Origin of the sequence: Sandarakinorhabdus sp. (assembly GCF_032115815.1) — a bacterium.
Lineage (GTDB): Bacteria > Pseudomonadota > Alphaproteobacteria > Sphingomonadales > Sphingomonadaceae > Sandarakinorhabdus.
Window position 1 is genome coordinate 1 of sequence record NZ_JAUMBI010000067.1, and the last position, 4,124, is coordinate 4,124.

Below are 4,124 nucleotides of genomic sequence, written 5' to 3' on the forward strand. Positions count from 1 at the left end.
GTGCGCCACCGCCTTCTTCATGACGCGGGCGGATTTCACCACCTGCGGCAGGAACATCTTGCCGCTGCCGAACAGATCGCCAACCACGTTCATGCCGGCCATCAACGGGCCTTCGATCACCTCGATGGGGCGCGCCACGGTCAGGCGGGCTTCCTCGGTGTCCACTTCAACAAAAGCGTCCAGGCCCTTGACCAGCGCATGTTCCAGCCGCTTTTCCACCGGCCATGTCCGCCACAATTCGGCGGCCGGATCGACGGCCTTCTGCGGACCGCCCTTGAACTTGTCGGCCACCGCAAGCAGGCGATCGGTGGAATCCGCGCGGCGGTTGAGCACGACGTCCTCACACAACTCGCGCAGTTCCGGATCAATGGCGTCATACACGTCAAGCTGGCCGGCGTTGACGATGCCCATGTCCATCCCGGCCTGAATGGCGTGATAGAGGAACACGCTGTGCATCGCCCGGCGCACCGGTTCATTGCCGCGGAAACTGAACGACAGGTTGGAAACGCCGCCCGATATATGGGCATGCGGGCAGCGCGCGCGGATTTCGCGGCAGGCCTCGATGAAATCGACGCCGTAATTGTTGTGCTCCTCAATCCCCGTCGCGACGGCGAAGATGTTGGGATCGAAGATGATGTCTTCCGGCGGGAAGCCGATGCCGGTGAGCAATTTGTAGGCGCGCTCGCAGATTTCGACCTTGCGTTGTGCGGTGTCAGCCTGGCCAACCTCGTCAAAGGCCATGACGACGACGGCGGCGCCATAGCGCAGGCACTTCTTCGCCTGTTCCAGGAACGGCGCTTCGCCTTCCTTCATGCTGATCGAATTGACGATGCCCTTGCCAACCAGGCACTTCAGCCCGGCTTCGATCACCGTCCATTTCGAACTGTCGACCATCACCGGCACCCGCGCGATATCTGGTTCCGCCGCGATCAGGTTCAGATAGGTGACCATGGCCGCTTCGCTGTCGAGCAGGCCTTCGTCCATGTTGATGTCGATGATCTGCGCGCCATTGTCGACCTGCTGACGCGCGACTTCCACGGCGGCCGTGTAATCGCCGTTCAAAATCAGCTTCTTGAACGCGGCCGATCCGGTGACGTTGGTGCGTTCACCGATGTTGATGAAAGAGGCAGTCGTCACGCGGCAAACCTGTGTGCTTCAAGGCCAGTCAGATACAGGGCCGTTTCGGGGTGGGGGATGATGCGCGGCGGCAGGCCAGCGACCTGGCGCGCCATGGCGGCAATATGCTCCGGCGTGTTGCCACAGCAGCCACCAACGATGTTGACGAGGCCTTCATCAGCCCAGCCCCGGATGAAGCCCGCCGTCGTCTCCGGCTGCTCGTCATATTCGCCCAGATCATTGGGCAGGCCGGCGTTGGGATAGGTCATGATCAGCGTGTCAGCCTGCTTGGCCAGCGCCTGCACGTGCGGGCGCAATTCGGTGGCGCCGAACGAGCAATTGAGGCCGACGGCCACCGGCTTCACATGGCGGATCGAGTGCCAGAAGGCCTCCACCGTCTGCCCGGAAAGGTTGCGGCCGGAAAGATCGGTGAGCGTCATCGACAGCATCACCGGCACGACCGAACCGCGCGCATCACCCGCTTCGGCCGCGGCAAAGGCGGCGGCCTTGGCATTGAGCGTATCGAAAACCGTTTCAATCAGGATGAAATCCACCCCGCCGTCCAGAAGCGCGTCGATCTGCTCGCGATAGACGTCCTTCACGCCATCGAACGTCACTTCGCGATAGCCGGGGTCAGACACACGCGGCGACAGCGACAATGTCTTGTTGGTCGGCCCCAAAGATCCGGCCACCCAGCGCTGGATACCATCGGCAGCGATGGCGGCATCCACGCACTGCCGCATGATACGCGCGGCGGCCAGGTTGATCTCGCGCACCCGGTCTTCCATGCCGTAATCGGCCTGGCTGATGCGGTTGGCGTTGAACGTGTTGGTGGCCAGCAGCCGGGCGCCGGCGGCGATATAGCGGTTGCAAATGCCGGCGATCGCATCGGGCCGCGTGAGGTTCAATATATCGTTGTTGCCCTTCTGATCATGATTGCTGGCAATGTTGCCGGCATAATCAGCGGCGGTCAGGCCCAGATTCTGGATGGCGGTGCCATAGGGGCCATCCTTGACGATGATGCCTTGGGCAGCAGCTGCACGGAGGGTTTGCGCGGCGGTCATGCGTGGGTCTCCTGCGCCGGCCGCACGCCCAGCAAATGGCAGATGGCGTAGGACAGCTCGGCACGGTTCAATGTGTAGAAATGGAAGTGCCGCACGCCGCCCGCATAGAGCCGGCGCGACATTTCGGCGGCGACCGTGGCGGCCACCAGCTGGCGCGCCGCCGGCTTGTCGTCGAGGCCGTCGAACAGCCGGCCCATCCAGTCGGGCAGATGGGTGCCGCAGCTCACCGCCATCTTTTTCAGGTTCGCATAATTGCTCACGGGCAATATGCCGGGCACCAGCTCCACATTCAGGCCGGCGGCGGCGACCTTGTCGCGGAAGCGGAAAAAGGTATCCGGCTCGAAGAAGAACTGGCTGATCGCCCGCGTCGCACCGGCATCATGCTTGGCCTTCAAGGCATCGAGATCGGCCTGCGCATTGGCAGCTTCGGGATGGGTTTCGGGATAGCAGCTCACCGAAATCTCGAAATCGTGCCGACGCTTGAGCGCCGCGACCAGTTCCGCCGCGCTGGCATAACCGCCGGCCACGGGCTGGAACCCGGCCGCCCCGCCCAACGGGCCAGTGGGCGGATCGCCGCGCAGCGCCACGATGTGGCGAACTCCGGCGGCCCAATATTCGTCAGCGATGGCGTCGAGTTCTTCCGCAGTCGCGTTCACGCAGGTCAGGTGCGCCGCGGCCGGCACCGGCGTTTCCGCCACGATGCGTGCCACGGTGGCGTGGGTGCGCTCGCGCGTCGAACCGCCGGCACCATAAGTGACCGAAAAGAAGCGCGGGCTGAGCGGCACCAGCGTTTCCACCGCCTGCCACAGGCTTTCCTGCATCGCCGGCGTCTTGGGCGGGAAAAATTCAAAGCTCACGGCCAGATCGCCTGGCAGATCGGCAAACAGCGGGCCGTTCAGCGCCCGGGCGGCTTCGGCCATCTGATTGAGGGTCAGGGTCATCAGTTCACCTTCACGGCCGGCTTTGTTGCCAGCCACAATGTCACGCCCAGCTGGTCCGCTGCTTCTGCTGGCAAGCGCCGCGCCACGTCGCCGGCAAGGCCAGCGTCGGCCATCCAGCCCAGCACCGCCTCATCGGCAAAGCCCAGGCGCAGGTGGCGGCGTTCCACCCGCAGCTCCTCGCGATTGTGCGGCATCAGATCGATCACCAGCAGGCGGCCACCGGGCCGCAGCACGCGCGCGGCTTCGGCAATGGCGGCAGCGGGATTATCGGCAAAGTGCAGCACCTGGTGCAGCACCAGCGTATCGGCGCTGGCGGGGCTGAGCGGCATTTCATACATGTCGCCGGCCTGCACGCGGGCGCTGGTCAGGCCCACCGCTTCCAGCCGGTTGCGCGCGATGCGCAGCATTTCCGGGTTGCGGTCCAGCCCCAGCGCGCTGCGGGCGCGTGGACCCAGCAGTTCCACCATGCGCCCCGTGCCAGTGCCAACATCCACCAGATCACCCAGTTCACCGGCCAGCGCGGCCACGATGGCTTGTTCCACGCCGGCCTCGCGCGTGTGCAGGCTGCGTTCCTGTTCCCATTCACCCGCATGCGCTGCAAACCAGCTGTCCACCGCTGCGGCGCGATCGGCACGCACCTGGCCCAGCCGGGCGCGATCGCTGGCGCCCAGATCAGCGGCGCCGGGAACAACCTTCGCCAGCGCTTCGATTGCGCTCAACGCCGGTCCACTGATCGCCGCCGGGCCAAGCCGCACGAACACCCAGGCGCCTTCGCGCACCCGTTCCACCAGGCCTGATTCGGCCAATATGCGCAAATGGCGGGAGACACGCGGCTGGCTTTGCTGCAGCACCTGGGCAATCTCGCCCACGGCCAGTTCCATGCCCTTCACCAGCAGCAGGATGCGCAACCGGCTTGGGTCGCCGATGGCGCGGAAGATGGCGAGAAGAGGCTCCATGACAGCCTCATTACACGCACTTAAAGACATAAAGCAATCGTTATGTG

General features: G+C 64.5%; 4 protein-coding genes. All 4 read right to left on the bottom strand.

Annotation, left to right across the window (positions count from 1 at the left end):
- Positions 1-1,137, bottom strand: a 1,137-nt coding sequence (locus RT662_RS04025) for a dihydropteroate synthase (protein ID WP_313669369.1), incomplete at its 3' end; no start/stop codon positions are given.
- The gene (locus tag RT662_RS04030) at positions 1,134-2,180 is read right to left on the bottom strand and encodes a homocysteine S-methyltransferase family protein (protein ID WP_313669370.1); all 1,047 of its coding nucleotides are present in this window, start codon (positions 2,178-2,180) and stop codon (positions 1,134-1,136) included. The genes RT662_RS04025 and RT662_RS04030, both read right to left, overlap by 4 nt.
- Positions 2,177-3,121, bottom strand: a complete 945-nt coding sequence (gene metF, locus RT662_RS04035) for a methylenetetrahydrofolate reductase [NAD(P)H] (protein ID WP_313669372.1) — start codon at positions 3,119-3,121, stop codon at positions 2,177-2,179. Before metF ends, RT662_RS04030 begins: the two co-directional genes overlap by 4 nt.
- Positions 3,121-4,077, bottom strand: coding sequence for a metalloregulator ArsR/SmtB family transcription factor (locus tag RT662_RS04040; RefSeq protein WP_313669373.1), 957 nt, complete (start codon positions 4,075-4,077; stop codon positions 3,121-3,123). The genes metF and RT662_RS04040 overlap by 1 nt, the downstream gene beginning before the upstream one ends.
- Positions 4,078-4,124: the final 47 nt, after the last annotated feature.

Coding starts and splice junctions, on each gene's coding strand:
- RT662_RS04030 (WP_313669370.1), bottom strand. CDS start 2,180: ATGACCGCCGCGCAAACCCTCCGTGCAGCTGCTGCCCAAGGCATCATC.
- metF (WP_313669372.1), bottom strand. CDS start 3,121: ATGACCCTGACCCTCAATCAGATGGCCGAAGCCGCCCGGGCGCTGAAC.
- RT662_RS04040 (WP_313669373.1), bottom strand. CDS start 4,077: ATGGAGCCTCTTCTCGCCATCTTCCGCGCCATCGGCGACCCAAGCCGG.